This window comes from Psychrobacter sp. PL15 (assembly GCF_035984995.1).
Lineage (GTDB): Bacteria > Pseudomonadota > Gammaproteobacteria > Pseudomonadales > Moraxellaceae > Psychrobacter.
Genome location: NZ_JAXCIB010000006.1, coordinates 90701 through 107975, shown reverse-complemented (window position 1 = coordinate 107975; position 17275 = coordinate 90701). Strand labels below are relative to the sequence as shown.

The 17275-nt window shown below is 37.4% G+C and carries 15 protein-coding genes and 2 pseudogenes; 1 reads left to right on the top strand and 16 read right to left on the bottom strand.

Translation table 11 applies throughout. The features are described 5' to 3' along the window. The first annotated feature begins 132 nt into the window (after positions 1-132). Positions 133-720, top strand: a complete 588-nt coding sequence (gene scpB / locus RCH20_RS07050; RefSeq protein ID WP_327193080.1) for an SMC-Scp complex subunit ScpB — start codon at positions 133-135, stop codon at positions 718-720. A 257-nt stretch (positions 721-977) separates the two neighbouring features. Here the strand turns inward: scpB and RCH20_RS07045 are convergent, their stop codons facing one another. The 16 genes and pseudogenes from RCH20_RS07045 to RCH20_RS06970 form a co-directional block, all read right to left on the bottom strand. After that, on the bottom strand, positions 978-1589 hold the full coding sequence (locus tag RCH20_RS07045) for a capsule assembly Wzi family protein (RefSeq protein ID WP_327193133.1): 612 nt from the start codon (positions 1587-1589) through the stop codon (positions 978-980). Then, positions 1583-2754 (bottom strand): annotated as a pseudogene (locus tag RCH20_RS07040) (RNA-guided endonuclease InsQ/TnpB family protein). Before RCH20_RS07040 ends, RCH20_RS07045 begins: the two are co-directional and overlap by 7 nt. Positions 2755-3025: 271 nt before the next feature. After that, complete coding sequence (locus RCH20_RS07035) at positions 3026-4234, bottom strand: DegT/DnrJ/EryC1/StrS family aminotransferase (RefSeq protein ID WP_327193077.1); 1209 nt, start codon at positions 4232-4234, stop codon at positions 3026-3028. 57 nt (positions 4235-4291) lie between these two features. Continuing rightward, on the bottom strand, positions 4292-4948 hold the full coding sequence (locus tag RCH20_RS07030) for an acetyltransferase (protein WP_327193076.1): 657 nt from the start codon (positions 4946-4948) through the stop codon (positions 4292-4294). Beyond that, positions 4941-5573, bottom strand: coding sequence for a sugar transferase (locus tag RCH20_RS07025; protein ID WP_327193075.1), 633 nt, complete (start codon positions 5571-5573; stop codon positions 4941-4943). Before RCH20_RS07025 ends, RCH20_RS07030 begins: the two co-directional genes overlap by 8 nt. Then, entirely contained in the window at positions 5554-6294 is a 741-nt protein-coding gene (locus RCH20_RS07020; protein ID WP_327193074.1) for an aldo/keto reductase, read from the bottom strand. Before RCH20_RS07020 ends, RCH20_RS07025 begins: the two co-directional genes overlap by 20 nt. Next, positions 6291-7073: a TauD/TfdA family dioxygenase gene (locus RCH20_RS07015; protein WP_327193073.1), complete on the bottom strand. Its 783-nt coding sequence runs from the start codon at positions 7071-7073 to the stop codon at positions 6291-6293. Before RCH20_RS07015 ends, RCH20_RS07020 begins: the two co-directional genes overlap by 4 nt. 361 nt (positions 7074-7434) lie before the next feature. Beyond that, a pseudogene (locus tag RCH20_RS07010) lies at positions 7435-7779 on the bottom strand (sugar transferase); the annotation flags it as partial. A 1-nt stretch (position 7780) separates the two neighbouring features. Beyond that, positions 7781-8914 (bottom strand): glycosyltransferase family 4 protein, encoded by a 1134-nt coding sequence (locus RCH20_RS07005; protein ID WP_327193072.1) that lies wholly within the window; start codon positions 8912-8914, stop codon positions 7781-7783. Positions 8915-8919: 5 nt separating this feature from the next. Next, positions 8920-9798, bottom strand: coding sequence for a glycosyltransferase family 2 protein (locus RCH20_RS07000; RefSeq protein WP_327193071.1), 879 nt, complete (start codon positions 9796-9798; stop codon positions 8920-8922). Beyond that, positions 9791-10894, bottom strand: coding sequence for an EpsG family protein (locus RCH20_RS06995; RefSeq protein ID WP_327193070.1), 1104 nt, complete (start codon positions 10892-10894; stop codon positions 9791-9793). The genes RCH20_RS07000 and RCH20_RS06995 overlap by 8 nt, the downstream gene beginning before the upstream one ends. 170 nt (positions 10895-11064) lie before the next feature. Then, complete coding sequence (locus tag RCH20_RS06990) at positions 11065-12123, bottom strand: glycosyltransferase (protein ID WP_327193069.1); 1059 nt, start codon at positions 12121-12123, stop codon at positions 11065-11067. A gap of 188 nt (positions 12124-12311) precedes the next feature. Further along, complete coding sequence (locus RCH20_RS06985; RefSeq protein ID WP_327193068.1) at positions 12312-13235, bottom strand: glycosyltransferase family 2 protein; 924 nt, start codon at positions 13233-13235, stop codon at positions 12312-12314. Between the two features lie 49 nt (positions 13236-13284). After that, positions 13285-14412, bottom strand: coding sequence for a polysaccharide pyruvyl transferase family protein (locus RCH20_RS06980; protein WP_327193067.1), 1128 nt, complete (start codon positions 14410-14412; stop codon positions 13285-13287). Positions 14413-14420: 8 nt separating this feature from the next. Next, complete coding sequence (locus RCH20_RS06975) at positions 14421-16157, bottom strand: thiamine pyrophosphate-binding protein (protein WP_327193066.1); 1737 nt, start codon at positions 16155-16157, stop codon at positions 14421-14423. 80 nt (positions 16158-16237) lie between these two features. After that, positions 16238-17107: an SDR family NAD(P)-dependent oxidoreductase gene (locus RCH20_RS06970; RefSeq protein WP_327193065.1), complete on the bottom strand. Its 870-nt coding sequence runs from the start codon at positions 17105-17107 to the stop codon at positions 16238-16240. Positions 17108-17275: the final 168 nt, after the last annotated feature.

Here is a 17275-nt window from a genome sequence, read left to right as displayed (position 1 = left end):
TTCGAAAATTTCCCACAGCCATGCTCCCAGTATTCGCTTTATAATAGAGCTTTTTGTAATAGCCTTATATCAAAACCTTTTACCTCAAATCACTTTATATATTAAATCCCTTTTTAAAAGAGCAGCATAATAATGGTTGACCCTATTAAAAAAAATGACAGTAGATCAAGTAACAGTAAACCAAGTGACAGTAAACCAAGTAATAGTGAACAGCACACTAGCAGCCACCATATTGAAGTATTACTGCATGCCTCGGAAGCGCCACTGACTGCGAATGATCTTAAAAAGCACTTATCATTGTCTACGCAAGAATTAAAGCTGGCATTAGAAGCGCTACAAGCGCGTTTAAGCCTTGGTGTGCTGAGTCTTAATGAAACTGCCAGTGGTTACCGCTTACAAGTCTCTGATAGCTATAGCGCACTCATTCAGCGGGTGTTTCCACAGCGCCAACAGCGTCTCAGCCAAGCCCTACTAGAAACTCTAAGTGTGGTAGCTTATAAGCAGCCGGTAACCCGTAGTGATATCGAGCAGGTACGCGGGGTGACGCTATCGAGTAATATCTTGCGGCAGTTGTTTGATAAGGGTTGGATTATGGAGGACGGTTATAAAGACAGCTTAGGTCGCCCGGCGCTATTACATACCACGCCGCAATTTTTAGATGCTTTTGGGCTCGCTAGTTTAGAGCAATTGCCACCGATGCCGGACATAAATGCAATATAGTCAATGAAAAGTAATATCGATACCTAACGTACTGCTGGCATAAGTTTTTCTTGCTTGCTGTGCCTACGCAGACAGAGGCTGCAAAAAGCTTGTACCAGCAGTACCGTCGCGTTTTTAAGGTATTTTAACTATATGACTGCAATAGGCGCTGTATCCTAATTTTTCTCGTATAAAAAAATAGGATCTGCTGAAAATTCAACCGACCCTATTTTAGAAGTACTCAAACATAGAATTTTAAAAATATTAAAGCATAAAACTCAATAAGTTTTAAACTCTACCCCTATGCCCGCACCAATGTCACTTGACTGGGTATCAGAATCTACCGCCCAAAGTCGAGTGGTAATCAGCGCTTGTGGTCGTAACTGATGCTCCCAAGCCACATCAATAGCAGTTAACTTATCAGTAGTTGGAAACGCCTGATTGATGGGCTCGTCCGCTTGGTTTACTTTAGCGTGCTGCAATTTTGCGTTAATAAAATTACGTTCATTCAGCCATAATCGACCACCGACTGAGACACTTTGAGCATCACCACCTAACGCGTGACCGAGGGGATAGCCTTGTTGATAGTAGCCATCGGTATAGGTACTGTGATCGTAGGATATTCCTTTTGATTCGCCACTAGTACGGGTATCTGCATACTCAGCATACAGCTGATACGGCTTGCCATAAGCAGCAGAGGCATAATCTACACCCGCTAGATACATGTTTTTGGCCGGTAGGCCACCGGCTTCATCTTCACCCACATACTGGCCGTAAATCCCAGCTGGCACATTGATTAACGATGATAGCTGTACTCGAGCATCAAAACCAGCCAGCTGATTGGCAGGGTCTCCTCTCTCATTACCACCATTATCTTTCGTCCCTAATATCGCATCAGTAAAAGAGCTAAAACTTTCTGGTCTGCCCTCTCCGCCCCACTTGACTTCCTCCCCTCCCTAAAAGCGAAGGGGATTCCTACTAAAGACGGTCAAGCCCGACCGCGAGTATGTTCTTTGCTCCATTAACATCTCTGCTATGGGTAGTTTTACAAGAACTACAGAACCACACTCTTATACCAAGACCCGCTCTACCTTTCGGACTGTCTTGGCGAGAGCCGCAACACGAGCAGGTTTGGGTTGTGTACGCTTCATTGACTTCAATATAGTGGCAACCTGCGTTCGCGCATTTGTAATCCAGTTGCCGCTTAATTTCAAACCAACCAGCGTCATAGACGGATTTGGCAAGTTTGCTTGAAGTAAATGATTTAGATTTTATTTTTCCAACAACGATTAGATTGTTAGCTTTGACCAGTTTATTGGTGAATTTATGAATGAGGTCTTGGCGAGTGTTCTTGATTTTGGCATGGATTGCACGAACGCGCTTTTTGTTCTTAGCGCGTTGGGCGGTCGCTAGTTTTTCAGCATATTGATGAGTGATTTTGGTTTGTAGTTTGTCGCCATCACTGGTGACTGCTGAATCTTTACAGCCCAAATCAATACCAACTTTACCATCACCGCACACCGTTTTTGGAAACTCTTTAACGGTGATACAGGCGTACCATCTGCCGCGAGAATCTTGTACCAATTCACAGGTGTTGATGGTGTAGAGCGCTAAATTATAGCTGTCCCACAAATCAATGATGAGTTTTTTACCCTTAGCTAGACTGAATTGCAGGGTGGTTTTTAAACTCTTTTTACCCGATTGACGGGTGGCTAAATGCTTAATTGCGGTTTTCTTAAAGGGAATCCAACCAAGATTTTTACGCTTTGACTTAGGGTTGTTGGTACGCCATTTTAATTTGGCTTTTTTGAACTGTTTACGAGATTTAGCATGGGTTTCAGCAATGGCTTGTAATGTCTGACTATGCAGGTTTAAATACTCGCCACTGCCTTTGGTGTAAGCACTTAGATCATAAGCTGAAAAGAAATGACCCGTGCGCTGGAGATGTTTAAAGCTCAACTCATTGACGTAATTCCAGACAAAGTTAACCGACCCAGCCAAGATATTTAGCTGATTAGCGTGTTTGTCTTTGATGCGTAATTTGAGCGTTTTCATAGGGTGATTATGATCTCAATGACTTGGATTCGCAAGATGGTTTCAAGTTTAGATGACAACAGGTGACGCCTGATATCAACGCCCTAGAAGTGACGTGGTTTTACGGCGCTATTTGATAAAATTCACAAGGCTGGCAAAATTTCCTCGCTTGCTGTGCGCTTTGCACTCCAGAGGCTCCGAAAATTTCCCACAGCCATGTTCTCTGTATCCGTTTTATAATAGGCCTACTATAGTTAACACCACACGACATACAAAGGCTAAAAAATAGCTATTATTGACTACAGCTGTCCATATTTGCAAATACCGTATCTATTGCCTGTAACGTTTGCGCGATTTCTGCTTCAGTAAGGGTCGGATGCACCAAGAACATCAAGCTGGTCTCGCCCAGTTGCTTGGCCATCGGCAACCTGGGCTCTGGGCGCAGGCCAGTATTATCAAAAGCCTTTTCTAAATAAACTTCAGACGCAGAGCCAGAAAAACAAGGTACATCGAGTTGGTTAACTTCTTCGATAATACGATCACGCGACCAACCGTCGGGTAAGTTATCAGGCTGTACGTAAACATAGAGCTTATAATAGGCGTGCTTAGAGTCTGCAAATTGCGACGTGTCTTCTAACTTGGGTACCGATAGGTAACCTTTAGCTGCCCACTGATCACAGGCTTGCAAAATTGCCTGGGCATTGGCAGTACGGCTGGCTGTCCAGTCAGTCATACGCTCAAGCTGAATACGCCCGATGACCGCTTGCATCTCTAACATGCGCCAGTTGGTACCGAAGCTCTCATGTAGCCAGCGATAGCCCGGTGGATGCTGTTTTTCATATACCGCAGCATAGCTTTTGCCATGGTCTTTATAGGCCCACATCTTGCGCCATAGCTGCTCATCATTAGTAGTGACCATGCCACCCTCGCCACCGGTAGTCATAATCTTATCTTGGCAAAAGCTCCATGCGCCAATATGACCAATACTACCCACACTACGGCCTTTATATTTAGCACCATGCGCTTGGGCACAATCCTCTATGACATATAGATCATGCTGATTTGCCAATGCCATGATGGCATCCATATCACATGGCCAGCCTGCTAGATGGACACAGATAATGGCTTTGGTCTTATCGGTCAGTACTGCGCTAATGCTGTCAACGGTTATATTACCAGTGGCGGCATCAACATCTGCGAAAATAGGCGTGGCACCCGCATTGACTACACAGGAGATACTGGCAATAAAAGTACGTGGGGTGACAATAACTTCATCACCCGCACCAATGCCTAGTGCTTGTAAGGCCACATCCAATGCTAGAGTGCCGTTACCTAAGGCTATCGCATACTTACTATCCGCCCAATCGGCAAACTCTTTTTCAAACTGCCGGCCTTCTTGCCCGGTCCAATAATTAACCTTGTTAGACAATAGCACTTGGCTAACGGCATCGGCCTCTCGTTGAGTGAAGCTGGGCCAGGGTGAAAATTGAGTATTTAGCATACGAGCCCCAATAGTGATGACGGATTGATGAATAATTGCTAACTGGTGATTTAATACTTACCATTTTTGTAATGGACGAGCAGGATTACCTACAACCACTGCGCCTGCTGGCACATCTTTGGTCACTACCGCACCCATGCCAACAATAGCACCTGCACCAATAATTAAAGGCTTATCAGGCGTACCTTGCTTGATAACTGCCCCTGCACCGATATAAGCGTGGTCATGAATATGGATATTGCCGTTGCAGCTCACGCGGGGCGCAAAGGTGACATAATCACCAATCACGCAGTCGTGCTCGACATAGCTATACAGGTTGGCATGAAAGCACTTACCAATAGTGACGTTTGAAGCTATAGTCACGAACGGGCTTAGCGCTGCCCCTGCCCCAATACTGACACTATCCATAATCAATGTGGATGCGCCTTGAACTGACCACAGCGCTATACCATCATTCACTAGCTTGGCTACGATCTTTTGACGAATGCTGCTATTGGCAATGGCAATAAGAACAAATTTACAATCATTATCTAGCGCTGTGAATCTATCATAATTCATAGCGACATGACCATTCACAACAGCATTGTGATCCAATGCATCATCAATAAATACCACTTGGCTATCATTGTCCAATCGTTGTAACTGCTCAGTAGCGACAGGCATCAAACTACGACCACAGCCCGCAGCGCCATACACTGCAAACACCTCACTCATGCTTGCCTTCTATTTCATAGCTGTTTTCCATGACTTTTGAACCTGTAAATTTACTCATAGTTACTTCGCCATCGGCGCTAATGCCATCTTTAATTAATACTTTTTTGACTGTCTTAAAAAGTATCTTTACATCTAGCCAAAATGAGTAATTGTCTACGTACCAAACATCTAATTTAAACCTTTCTTCCCAGCTGAGGGAGTTGCGTCCATTTACTTGTGCCCAACCGGTAAGACCAGGTAATATTTCATGACGTCGATTTTGCTCTTTTGTGTACAAGGGTAGATATTCTTTTAGAAACGGTCTCGGTCCTATTAGGCTCATATCCCCTTTTAATATGTTAATAAGGCTAGGTAACTCATCAAGGCTAAGTTTTCTAAACATATTGCCAATACGTGTTATACGGTACTTATCATCAAGTAAATTTCCGTATTCATCTTTTTCGTCTGTCATAGTTTTAAGCTTAAAAATAGTGATTACTTCACCATTTTTACCTCCTCTTTTCTGGAAGAAAAAAGGAAATGCCTTTAAATCGAACCATGCTGCAAAAGAGGCGACAATTAAAATACATGACCAAATAGGCAAGGTTCCCAATACTAGAATAAGATCAAAAACTCGCTTTAGCATTTAAAAAACCCTTAATTTCATTGAGTTGAGATAAAGAAGATATAGACAAAATAGTGCTTCTGATAGCAGGTTCTGAAAAGTTATACTCTAACAACTTAATGGGGCCTTCCTTCACGACGAATGCTTTATCTGCAAAAAATGGTCGTATGCTAACTGCAGTGCCTTTCTTACAGTTGCTCAATATCTCATCGTACTCTTGTTCTATAGGATTTCTATAGACACAAAAATCATCGAATACTTTCAGCTTTAAAGCCTTTCGCATAAATTCTACTGAATAAGGAAAACATAGTGCGGTTTCAATTAGACCCTTACGTTTTAATGAATCTATACCTTCTTTGATTTGTTTTGATTGTTTTGTGAAATTAACAACCCTTTTCTGGTCACTTAAATTACTACGCCACATCCACTGAATTGCTTCCAATTTATCAACTTGCAGCGCCTCAAGATAGCTATTTACCTTCTCATTCAGCCTGTTGCTAGAGTATTCATCGTTGGAGAAATGAGGTTCTGCTAGTTTAACGATATGTTTAAAATGTATTGAGTTGTCTATTTTCGACAACCTTTGCAACGTGCTTTGCAGTAAAGTAAACGAGTCATACTCCATAGATGAATGTATAGTATCTATTCCAGCGTGATAGGCTTGCCTCAATAATTCTGCCCAGTATTCCTCATCTCCTTTATCTTGGCTCATTCTCATTGAACCAAAAACAATTGGACTCATAAAAAGTTACCTACATCAAAAGCACACTTCCAAATAAATCTTTCGCTTTCTTTATTGGCTAAGAATGAATTTCTACCATGAAGCACTTCATTATCTTTCCATAAAATTGCTTGACCAGGCTTTAACTTTACGGAAAGTATCTTATCTTGTATTAAAGAGCTTTGTATGAGAAAGGTATGAAACTTCTCTACTATATCCTTAGTTTTCTGATCAACATTATTATCTACGCAGTAATAATTCCAATTCACAGTCCAAATACCATCTTTTTTATCAATAACCCTGTCATGCCTACTGTCGCCCGAACGCGAGTGAGAAACTACATTAGAGGTAAGATAGGATAGTAATTCTGGTGCTTCTTTCTCTAACGCATTAACGACATCAATACCATTAATAAAAGTAGTTTCGCCGCCTTTTCCTGCGTTGGTCACACAACATAATAAACTAGAGTTTGGAAAGCCGGGTATATAGCTACCATCAGTGTGGAGTGGCTGGGCTTCTGAAGAGTGGCGGTAAGCATTTTGAATTTTAGGATCATAACGTATTTCCATCCATGCCTCACCAGTACGTTGTGATCCTCTGTCACTGATAGTAGCATCTTCAGCTAAAGGAGCAACAGTACCCAGCTGCGGAAATAGAGCTGCATAAAAGTCTTTAACGTCAGATAATTCAGAAGTCGGATCTAATACGACAACTTTTACATTAATATCATCCCAAATTGTAAGCAAAGCCTCACAAGCTGGGTTCGGATTACTTGGATTGATAGAAATAGTTTTAAACATTTTTGTTCTCTCCATAGTCAACAAATTATTTATATATAATATCTTATATCAGTGTAATTAGGACTAAATACTATTTAATCCTAATTACACTTAACTATTGCAAGACTCTTGATATAAACCTTATATATCGATTAGCTATACAGCAATTAAGCCATTTGTCTTACGTAGCTCAACGTCACACTGATCACAGCATCGTTACTTAATGCAGTTAAGCAGTATCGCACTCACAGTGAGCTGGCATAGTATTAAAATGGGAATAGTAACGAAAATGATTTATACAGACAGCGTGAAAAGACATCATTTTCATCATAGTCTATGCATTGTCAGCAAGGGCCGATAACCTCGAAACAGTGATTCGATGTAAATACTCCATCAATAACGGACGTGGACCGACAAGGCTCATATCACCTTTAAGTACATTCCATAACCCAGGCAGCTCATCAATACTGGTATTGCGTAAGGTCTGCCCAAATGCAGTCAAACGTTCACTATCCGGTAAAGGATTGCCCTCTGTATCTATGGCGTCTTTCATTGAGCGGAACTTGATCATCTCGAAAGGTTTGCCATCCAAGCCCGGGCGAATTTGACGGAATAGAACTGGGGCGCCAATATTTTTGTTCACCTTATAGGCGGTAACAGCGTATACCGGAGCCAAAACCAACAACGCAGTACTGGCAGCGGTGATGTCAAATAGTCTTTTTAGCATGTCATAAACCTAAAATATCTAGTAGTCGTTTATTTACTTTATCAGCATCAAATTTTTCTTGGGCTATCTTATAACTTTCATAGCCCATTTTTTCGACCTGCTCAGGATTTTCTATAAAATAAGTCATTTTGTCAGCTAATGCTCGCGGGTTCCACTTTTCAACTAGAAAACCATTTACACCATCGATAACTGTCTCTCGACAGCCAGGAACATCAGTCGTAATAACAGCACGTCCTATAGCCATTGCCTCTTGGGTACTACGTGGAACACCCTCACGATAAGAGGGCAACACAAACACATGACTGTCAGCAATCCAATCCTTTACATTATTGACATGACCAGGATAGTTAATCACTTTTGATGCTATTAAATAATCTAACTCTGATTGCTGTAACGCACCTAAGTTAGAGGCATCTATTGCTCCTAGAACCGTAAACTGAGCTGCAGGATATTTTTCTTTCACTTGTCTTGCTGCTAAAATAAATTCATGGATACCTTTTTCTTTAAGGAGACGACCAATAAATAAAAAATTAATAGGTAACTTAATACTATTCACAGGCTGATAAGGATATTCGCTTAAATTTAAGCCAATACCACCTAGTGTATTTACTTTTTTTACTTTTATTGAGTACTCCTCCAACAAATCTTTTGGGTCATCTGGATTTAAAAATATTACTTTATCTAGTTGTGGTAATGCGATCTTATAGAGTAAAACTTGTATACTTTTTATGAGTCGTGCTTTTTTACTCAACCCGTTAGGTTGATCGGTAAAGGCATAACCCAGTCCTTCTAACATACCAATCACTCGAGGTACTTTGGCTAGCTTAGAAGCTAAGGTTCCAAAAACTACTGGTTTTGAGAAGAAAGAGAATACTAGATCTGGAGCTATTACCTTAATCTGCTTTGAAAGTATGTAAGTTGCTCTCATATCCGCTAGAGGATTTAGTCCACCACGATTAAGCTCATAAGTTACCGGAATAGCGCCTAAGGCTTCTATTTTTTTAAGCTCGCCTTGGGTGTACTCAGAGGTAAACGCATAGACTATATGCTGATGTTCCAGCAAAGATTTAATCAGATCAGAGCGAAAACCGTATAAGCTAGAAGCGACCGTACCAATGATAACTATTTTAGACATATTTTTTAATCTACGTTAGTGATATTGTCAAGGACAACCTGGAAATCAATCAGCTCTTTTTGAGTAAAAGTAGTGTTCCTACGGCTAGCTAACTTTTGTAAGTTACCAGAAAAATGTAGCGTCTTAGCTATTAATAATTTTAATTTTAATTTTAATACATTAATATTGAAACTATTTTTTGAATGGTATTTATCATATATTCTAAGAGTGTCGTTATAAGAATTTATGATTTTGTCTATACATAAATTACCTTCTTCTCTATAAAACAATAATAAATCTGGTATGACAGCCATCTTAAAGTCACTATTCACTATCGACCTAGTCCATAATTCAAAATCTTCAGCTCTAGGATAGCTCTCTGAATATTCATTTCTTTCGTACCAAGCCTTACGTGCTATGACAGATGGATGAACAATAGGATAACCAAGCTTAATAGTGGAGAATTCATTATAAATATGAGAAACCCCTCGAAATCCTTTTACTATATTAAAGTTATCTATAGATATCAATCCAGTAGACACTAGATCATAATTTTTATTAGACTCTAAAAAACAAAGTTGTTTATCAAGTCGTTCAGGATGCATGATATCGTCAGCATCCATTCTAGCAATATACGAGCCTTTAGATTCCACTATTAGCTGATTCAGCCGAGCAGGAAGCTTTTTATTCTCACTATCGCTGATAACTCTAATCCTACTATCTTTTTCAGAATATTCATTCGCAATCTTTAGAGAATTATCAGTTGAACCATCGTCTATTAAAATAAGTTCCCATTCTTTATATGTTTGATTTAACACAGACAATATAGCATATGATAGATATCTTTCTGCATTATGGAATGGTATACCGATACTAACTAAAGAAATATCTTCTAATTTAACCATAAAATCTAAAGCCTATAAAAATTAAAATCAATAAGAAAACCCAATGAATTTTGATGCTAGATTTAACATATCTGCAAGAAAACAATGGTATAAAAAATAATGGAATTATATACCAAGATAATAAACCCCATCTATCAGAATAAGGTATTTGAAACGCCATAAAGAACGTACAACTTGCTAGAATATAGTAACGTATTAAAACATTATAATTAGATAGCCACAATTCATTTTTAATTTTTGTTTTTAAAAATGATGCTACAAGTAAAAATAAGGAATTAAACAAAACAAATTGAGATTTGAACCCAACAATATAAATAGAACTTTCACCACTTAAATATGAAGTCCTTCTATCGTCACTACCTATTATGTCGATTAAAATTGGTGATATATTCAACAACCCAAAATTCATATAAGAAAGAATAATACATAGAAAAAATAAAATATAATAATGATAACTCTTAATGTACTTAATTTTATTATTTGAAATAAAAAATAAAATCAGGGCTATTACTGAAGTGCTATGAAACACTAACGAAAAGGCAATAAATATTATTACTTTACTTTTATTATTCTTACTTATAAAATAAGAGTAGGCTAGCAAAAGAAATGCTAGTGAAATTCCTTGTCTAATTATATTAATGCTCATACTTAAAAAGAAGAAGAAACTTAAATAAGTAAAAAATAAATATAAAATATTAGAGTAATAAAACTTAGATATTTTATTTAAAGCAATATATGTAGTAAACATAAACAAAAAAGCAATTAAAAATAAAAAATAACCATATCCCAAGTTAAAATATCTTAATATCTTGGCTAACAATGCAAACAAAAAATCATTACCAAATTCTAAATCTATATCTCTAAGCCATAATATATCATAATAACTATATGTATCAGTTCCAACAGAGAGATCACGTAAGCCAATTAATAGGATTAGGGAAAGAATTGGTAAAAAAATTAAGACGCTTCCTATTTTTTTTTGTCTTATAGAGTCCCTATTGAAATCAACAGATAATATTGATGTAACAACTAAAAATGCTGTGAAAAAGTAAATTACATTATAAGAAAAGAAGAAAGTAAGCTCATCTATTAACATTGTATATATTTTCTACCGTATGTATATTTTTTTAAAATTAGATTTAAGTAAAAATTATAATAGACCTCTTGTGAAAGTACCAGTTCATTGACTTCCACTGATGGAGTTACGAGGGCTAGCGATGACTTATGCAAGAGGTCTAATATAGTTCTAATAAAATAATATTTAGTTTAAAGACTCATATAAACCTGCATCAACTGTTGCGCATTAGTTGCTGCATCAAAACCTTGCAACTTTAATGAATCTAGGATAGTTTTTTCATTAACATCTGATTTTTTGGATACTAGCAAACGATCTGCCCAAGCATCCGCTGAATTAATAGGTAAAAAATCAACTAACCCAACTCCTAAATCTACTTCTATTGAGATTCGATCTGAGACTATCGCAGTTAAACTAACGGTTTGACTCTCTACTAATACAACAGGAAAGCCTTCATGTAATGATGGCATTATCATATAATCAGCACTGGCCATTAACTCTGTAATATCACTACGAACGCCTAAGAATTTAACATTATCCGATAATAGTTTATCTTGTACTTGCTGCTTTAGGTCATTTTCTAGCGAACCTTGCCCCACGATATATAGCGTGAAATCTACCTTTCGTTTTTTTAGTTCCTCTACGATTTTTAAAGAAAACTGATGATTCTTAACATCACTCAGACGGCCAACTTGAATAAGCTTGAGGCCAAAATCATTAAATTCCCGGCTTATGTAATCACGAGATTTATTTGCAACCTTAGTCATTTCTTGTATATCAACAGCATTTGGTAATAACAAAATATCTTTTGTAGTACCAAATAAATACTCAGCGGCCAGTTCCCCACAGGCGATTTTATAAGTTGCTACTCGGCGATTAGTTATTAAAGCCCATTTCTCATAAACTTTTTTAATTGGGCTAGAGTAACCATTACTGGTATTGTGTGAGTGTGAAATACGATGCTTCACTCCAGCACTCTTAGCAGCAAGCAGATGGAAAGCATTGCTTAATAACATATGAGCATGCACAATTTCGTACTCTGGATGAGTTTTTAGAAATTGCTGAAGCTTCAACATTCGCTTGATCGGATTATTAGCTAAAATTGGTATAATTCTCCCACCTAACTCTCTAATCTCAGCATCATAATCACCAGCTTCACTTGTAAAAGTTATAAAATCGAACTGAACCTGGGTGCGATCAATATGACGATATAGGTTCATTAGCATCGTTTCGGCACCGGCTCGATCCATTTTTCCAACTATATGTAGCACTCTAATCATAATAAAATTATCACTTATTATTAAGTTGGTTTAAAAAGTAGGTATAGTTATTCAAACTCATATTCAAATTTTTTACTAAAACACTATTATAATTACTGAATATTAAGATGGTTTTATTTATAAAACTATTAAGTCAATTCATGAATATACATAACTCTTCATCTTAAAAATCTTAAAAACACACGACTGCTCCGAGCAACAATAAATGCAAGATGCTGCTTCAGCCCTTTAGGGTTTGCATAGTCAAAAGCATTATTGAGATAGCATAATCCCTGCTTGCGTAAACCATTCTGCATCAGCAGCTTACGCCCAAGATTAATTTCATTACCACTTCTACGCACAGCTAGCTCGCTCTGTGAGAAATAATTATTTATTTCAGCTTTATCTAGAAACCTGTTTACATTTTCATATGCTTCAAAATACCTATTATTCCTGCTAACAGAGCCATACCTATAATTACGAGTAAACCCAGCACCTAGGCTCCCCTTGGTTTTTAGCCCATTGTTTGCAAGTCTAATAATCAAGTCAAAGTCTTCATTATGAACTAAACACTCATCAAACCCACCGATATCAGCCAAATATTTTGTACGAAATAAATAGGTAGGAACACCACCTGGAATACCTTTTTCTTTCCCAACTAAATCTGCGTTTATCAGGCCATCATGATTCATATATTCATGTAATCCTCCTGGATTTTTTATATACGTTCCATATACGCCAAGATAATCATCTCCAAGTGAACGTAAGCAGCTTTCCTTTGTTGCAACGTTAGTCTCAAGCATTTCATCATCAGAATCCAAAAAAGTTACATACATCGTAGAGCAATGCTGTAAACCGTAATTTCTGGCTGACGATGGACCTCCATTCTTTTTCACTAGCAGCGTAATTGGCACAATAGAGTCAGTCTGCTCAGCTAATACAACCATCTCAGCTGTATTGGTATCAGATCCATCATCTACAACTAAGATATGTTTTGGGAGTAAGCTTTGACTTATTGTTGATCTTAGCGCACAGCGCAAATCCGCAACACTATCGTTATATGTCGTTATAATAATTGTTGTATCAGATTCTAAAACACTCATTACTCATTCCTATAAATAACATATAAATATTGCGTAGAGCGACATATGACTATATAAAGTTACTAATGAAACTAAGTGATTTCTCTCTTTCATTAAGTAGATTCTTATTAACTTTAATCCAATCTATACCATTTAAATTTCCGCTATCAACTCCATAACTGGATGATATTAAGCGACTATCTAAACTAAGTATTTTCAATAATGACTCAAATCGTGCAGAACCACGCTCTTTGTTTGCAATTACTAAGAATGGCTTCCCAAAAATTATTGAAAAAACCATGCCATGAAATGAATCTGTTAATATAAATTCTGCATTAGCAAAAGACGCTAGCCAATCCTGCACATCTGGAATTCTATAATCATTTAAATCCTTACTACTCAAGTCATCTAGACTACGTTTGGCTTGACATTTATAAGTGTGTGTATTTAGTTTATCTGCTACATATTGAGCAGCTGTCACCTTATCTTCATTGCTATCTAGGAAATAAGTATAGACACCTTCACTTTTACCTTCTTTATATCTATCCCCTATCAGTTCTAAGTAGTCTTCTTTGTCTAAGAGCATTGTTGGATCTAAGACACACTCACTATCGACACCGAGATGTTTTTTGCATAACTCGATGCCCGATTGCTCTCTAACAGATATTGCATCAAATAAAATAGCAAGCTTGGCACACTTTTTTGTTTCTTCAGCTGAATATTCCCAGTTATCAACACCAAACGATGATGCATAAGCTATTCTTTTAATTTTCTTTCTATTAACTAAAAAATTTAAATAGTAATTATAAATATTAGGAGAATATTTTGGTCGCCAAGTTTGGTCACTTCCCACAATAACAGCCTGATATTTATTCTTTTTAAAGTGCTTTTTTAAATCGCGATCATTATCTATGTATTTAGACTGTATTATATTACTGTCAATGAAATTTTGATTGTCTTGTGTGAAAAAACCAATATTCTTTTCAAAATTTATGGCTGCTTTTCGTTTGCCTGTAACTTTCTTAGCTAGGCGATAAGCAAGTCTAGCTTTACTATACAGAAAGCCGGGTTGTTTAGAGTTATAATCGACCGTGACTGCTTCATGCCCCATATCTCTTAAAACTTTTTGTAAAGCAAAAGCTTGCATAATTCCGCCATAGTTCTTACCAAGCGGTTGTGTCATTATTGCTATTTTCATTTTAGGATTTACCTTTTAACCATACGTTTGATTGTATTAATTCCCTTTGCACCTAGCACTTTTTTAGCCAGTTCTTTAGCTTGTCTTTTTGGTGAGGAAACTAAGTTCTGCATAGTTTCCAATGCTACACTCTCCATTTCACTATCGGTAAATACTTCAAATACAATTGACTTGGTTAAAGGTTCCGACGTTATGAATTTTTCATAGCAAGCCTCAAACTCATCTTTTGATGAAGCAGCCATGTACTCATAACCCAAATCAGTAGCGAAGTTTTTAACTAAGGTCGGTGATTGGTTACCAAAATGTCCAGCTGCTGCAACGTACTCATCTGCAGACTCACCAAAACGGGTAGCTTGGTGACTATATAGCCTGAATTCCGTTCCTTTACCATTATTTACAAGTAATATTCTTAAATTATTGGCAGTATGACGGTTGCCTAGTACGTTAATATCATAGAAAAAAGCGAGATCGCCAACAACCAAAAAACAAAGTTTATCATGATGGGCTAAAGAAGCACCAACCAAGGAGGATAGTCCGCCATCGATGCCGAAACCACCTACATTTGAAGCGGCTGTTACGGTTGCTGGCAGCTCAAAAAGATTCCATGATCTTAAACTGTTTAATATACCAAAATGAATTGTGGAACCTTTAGGGATTTTAGGTGCTAGCTTAGAGGCAAGCCAAATATTAGAGTATGGCAACTCTGGTATTTTTGCTCTGATTGATTCTAAATGCTTATTACAACTTCGATAATAACTATTTCCCGCTGATTTTTTTAGAGAGTACTGCTGAAAAAATGACTTTTCTGACATCTCAAATATATAACGCAAACGCCTGAAAGTGTCTCTGATCTCACCATCCTCACTCACGCGCCAAACCTGCTTGCCGACCATACTGGTAATAGCGTAGTCACCAGTTATTTCGCCTATATGGATTAATACATCAGGTTTGTACTTAGAGTTATCCAACATGGTCTGAGATGCAGCTAAAGAATAAAGAAGTCGGTACTTTCCATGATATCCACTGGTATGGTCACAAAAAACAACTGCGTTATGACTTTCACAAAAATGTTCAAGCGCTTTAGTTTCTGAATCACTCCATTTTTTATGAGAACCGATCAGCACCGCTATCTTTCCCTTAAGCTGTGGGAGATTATCATGCACAGTAATTCTATCAATAACTCGGTAAGCTGGTAGTTTTTTTGTAGAATAAAGCTTATTGTAGGTCGTTGGCAAGTTGATATGAACAGGTCCACCACCGCCACGCTTTAATTCTAATATGGCTCTATTAACTTTCATTTCGCAGTCCCAGATGTCTTCATCATCCTTCACGATAGGTAATGACACGCTCAGCTTCACAGTATCCTTGGGCATAGAACTGCGATCTATCACCTGTGCTACGTGATGACCAACTTTATTAAAATCCTGCATCGAAGTAATTGCTAGTACTGGCAGCTTTCTATAATAAGCTTCTGTCAGACCTGGCAAATAATTGCGTGATGCTGTAGCGCCGGTACAGCTAATGACTACAGGCTCACCCAGTTCTGCTGCTAAACCGCAAGCCATGTAGGCAGCAGAGCGTTCATCAACTGACGAGTACATGATGAAATGTGAATCCTGTTGCATGCTAGACACTAGTGCAGTATTAGTAGAGCCAGGCGATGCTATGACATGTTTTATGTTATGTGCTTTAAGCAGACAAAGAATTATTTGTGCATTTTTTTCGTTGGTATACGAGAAGTTCATATGGCTATCCAGCAAGTTGTTATGAGAGAAATAATCATTTAAAAAATATAGAAATTATTTTCAACCTCAAAAGAAAAAATTTATTTAATTGAATATCCACCATCACATACAATTGTTTGACCAACAATAAAATTACTTGAATCACTAATCAAAAATAATGCAAGTTCAGCTATTTCTTCAGGAATTGCATATCGCATTGATGGATTATATGGATAATACATATTTTCCTTTTGTGTTAAACATCCAGGCTGCATTTCTGTAGCGATTACCCCTGGCGCAATACCATTTACAATAATTCCTTTGTCAGCTAACTTTATCCCAAGACCTTGAGTCAGGCCGACAACATCCCATTTAGTCATTCGATAAGGATATAAAGCACCAACGAAGCCACCTTGTGATGATATATTTATAATTTTTCTAGTTTTTATAGTTTTTTCGTTTAGCCATAAACTACAAATATCCTGAGTTAAGAAATAAAGTCCTTTAGAGTTTACAGAATATATATCATTCCATATTTTTTCCGTTACATCTAAAAATCCTTTTGTGCTTAACACTCCCGCATTATTCACTAAAACGTCTATCTGGCCACCAAAATTATCGATAGCGCTTAATAATTTATTATTAGTCTCATTTACTTGACTAACATCCCAAACCATCGTTTTCAACATCGAGCTATTTATTTCAGCCTGAGCGCTAGCTAATTTTTTTTCACACCTACCTGTTATAATGACGTTAGCACCCTCAGAAAGACACTTTTTTGCTATAGCCAAACCAATTCCTGAACTACCGCCTGTAATTAATATATTTTTTCCATTGAGTATACTGCCATGATTTACTGTCACTAAATTATATGTAGAGTATCCTCCAGTTTTATATGACTTTTTTAATGAGTCTAAAATTAAAGGTGTACGTTTAAGCAATTTATACGTCGATTTTAATATTTTTTTCATGTTTGAACAATCTCTCTTATTTTTTAAATTCTATAAAGACAAGCTCCAATTAGTATTATAATAATATTACTTTATTGGAGTTATACTTTCAGTTATATATAATTTGTATTGCTTTAGAAGCGATACATATATTACACAGAATAATTCTGCAGTATTTTAATAATACTA

Excerpts from the sequence above, each read along its gene's own strand:
- RCH20_RS07020 (WP_327193074.1), bottom strand. The coding sequence starts at position 6,294 with ATGAGTCCAATTGTTTTTGGTTCAATGAGAATGAGCCAAGATAAAGGA.
- RCH20_RS06980 (WP_327193067.1), bottom strand. The coding sequence starts at position 14,412 with ATGAAAATAGCAATAATGACACAACCGCTTGGTAAGAACTATGGCGGA.
- RCH20_RS06970 (WP_327193065.1), bottom strand. The coding sequence starts at position 17,107 with ATGAAAAAAATATTAAAATCGACGTATAAATTGCTTAAACGTACACCT.
- RCH20_RS06985 (WP_327193068.1), bottom strand. The coding sequence starts at position 13,235 with ATGAGTGTTTTAGAATCTGATACAACAATTATTATAACGACATATAAC.
- RCH20_RS06990 (WP_327193069.1), bottom strand. The coding sequence starts at position 12,123 with ATGGATCGAGCCGGTGCCGAAACGATGCTAATGAACCTATATCGTCAT.
- RCH20_RS07025 (WP_327193075.1), bottom strand. The coding sequence starts at position 5,573 with ATGCTAAAGCGAGTTTTTGATCTTATTCTAGTATTGGGAACCTTGCCT.
- RCH20_RS07005 (WP_327193072.1), bottom strand. The coding sequence starts at position 8,914 with ATGTCTAAAATAGTTATCATTGGTACGGTCGCTTCTAGCTTATACGGT.
- RCH20_RS07015 (WP_327193073.1), bottom strand. The coding sequence starts at position 7,073 with ATGTTTAAAACTATTTCTATCAATCCAAGTAATCCGAACCCAGCTTGT.
- RCH20_RS06995 (WP_327193070.1), bottom strand. The coding sequence starts at position 10,894 with ATGTTAATAGATGAGCTTACTTTCTTCTTTTCTTATAATGTAATTTAC.
- scpB (WP_327193080.1), top strand. The coding sequence starts at position 133 with ATGGTTGACCCTATTAAAAAAAATGACAGTAGATCAAGTAACAGTAAA.
- RCH20_RS07030 (WP_327193076.1), bottom strand. The coding sequence starts at position 4,948 with ATGAGTGAGGTGTTTGCAGTGTATGGCGCTGCGGGCTGTGGTCGTAGT.
- RCH20_RS07000 (WP_327193071.1), bottom strand. The coding sequence starts at position 9,798 with ATGGTTAAATTAGAAGATATTTCTTTAGTTAGTATCGGTATACCATTC.
- RCH20_RS06975 (WP_327193066.1), bottom strand. The coding sequence starts at position 16,157 with ATGAACTTCTCGTATACCAACGAAAAAAATGCACAAATAATTCTTTGT.
- RCH20_RS07035 (WP_327193077.1), bottom strand. The coding sequence starts at position 4,234 with ATGCTAAATACTCAATTTTCACCCTGGCCCAGCTTCACTCAACGAGAG.